The 1,030-nt window shown below is 66.0% G+C and carries 2 protein-coding genes; both read left to right on the top strand.

Translation table 11 applies throughout. The annotated features are described in order from the left end of the window. A partial coding sequence (locus tag MX659_RS09055; protein WP_267193173.1) for a hypothetical protein occupies positions 1-407 on the top strand: 407 nt, incomplete at its 5' end. After that, positions 398-946: a hypothetical protein gene (locus MX659_RS09050; RefSeq protein WP_267193172.1), complete on the top strand. Its 549-nt coding sequence runs from the start codon at positions 398-400 to the stop codon at positions 944-946. The genes MX659_RS09055 and MX659_RS09050, both read left to right, overlap by 10 nt. Positions 947-1,030 lie beyond the last annotated feature (84 nt).

Genomic DNA, 1,030 nt, shown 5'->3' with positions numbered 1-1,030 from the left:
CAGGCAAGGTCGACCCGAGCGGGGAGGTCCTGAGGCCCATCGCTGCCCTGTGGCGTGCCGTAGTCCGGGAGCGGCCGGGTTCCGAGTGGTCCTTAAGGGTGCCTGGGCTAAAGGTTCTGGTGGCGGGAAATAGGTTCGCGTGGTACTTGAGGAATGTAGGGTGGTTCATGAATACCGCTCGGTGCATCGTCTACAATGATTATCGGCAGAGCAATCCTTGGCGCTGGAGGGAAGCGCGCGCCTACGTCGAGGCTATGGGCGTGGAAGGGGGCCTGCAGTACTTCTTCAGTAGGTGGGGAGACGCCAGCTACTCCTGGTTCGCAAGTCAGTACATCGGGGATGCAGCGCGCATGGCCGATATCTACAGCGGGGGTTTGAAGGTGGGGAAGCTGAAGCGATGGGTGTGAAGCTGCCTTCCTGGCTAAGCCGGCTCGCGGTGGCGACGGCGGTTCTTGCCGTGGTCGTGCTCGGCGTCGCTCTCGCAGTCCATGCCCACGTGAACAGGCTCGTCTCGCAGGACTGGCGGTTTGAGATCTTAGGCCCAGGAAGCCAGATCGACCTCGGGCCGAGCGCTCGGCTCGAGGTGCCCGAGGGGTTTGTGGCGCTCGTCCAGGAAAGCAGTGCGCCGAGCGGGACGGTCGAGACGATCGAGCTCTGCCGCGAGCCGGACTACGCAAGCCCGCTCCTGACCGTGGACCGGTTCGAAGATGGCGCTGCGTTGCGGCGGGCGGTCGGCTTCTTCGCGGAACGAGAATCGCTCGTAGAGACGTCGGCCCGGGAGCCCCTGCCGTCCTCCGAAGGCTGGCGGTGGTACGCGAAGGAGGGCCGGACAGGGTCTCGGCTCCGAGCGCTTGCCGTCAACGAGCGCGTGCGGCTCGTGGTGAGCGTGCTCGAAGGCAACGGGGAGGCTGACGCTGCAGAGGCCATCCGTCGCTTCGTGCGCTGAACCCGGCGCACCACGTCTGCGCCCTTCTTCATCGCGACGACCGCGCGCATCTCCGCTCCGCTCGCAGCGGCGATCGCGCGCGCA

It is taken from the genome of Parvivirga hydrogeniphila (genome assembly GCF_023371205.1).
GTDB lineage: Bacteria > Actinomycetota > Coriobacteriia > Anaerosomatales > Anaerosomataceae > Parvivirga > Parvivirga hydrogeniphila.
The sequence above is the reverse complement of the archived record's forward strand: the minus strand, read 5'-3'. Positions and strand labels throughout refer to the sequence as shown.

What these genes read in the sequence shown, in the direction of transcription:
- MX659_RS09050 (WP_267193172.1), top strand. Translation starts at nt 398, where the DNA reads ATGGGTGTGAAGCTGCCTTCCTGGCTAAGCCGGCTCGCGGTGGCGACG.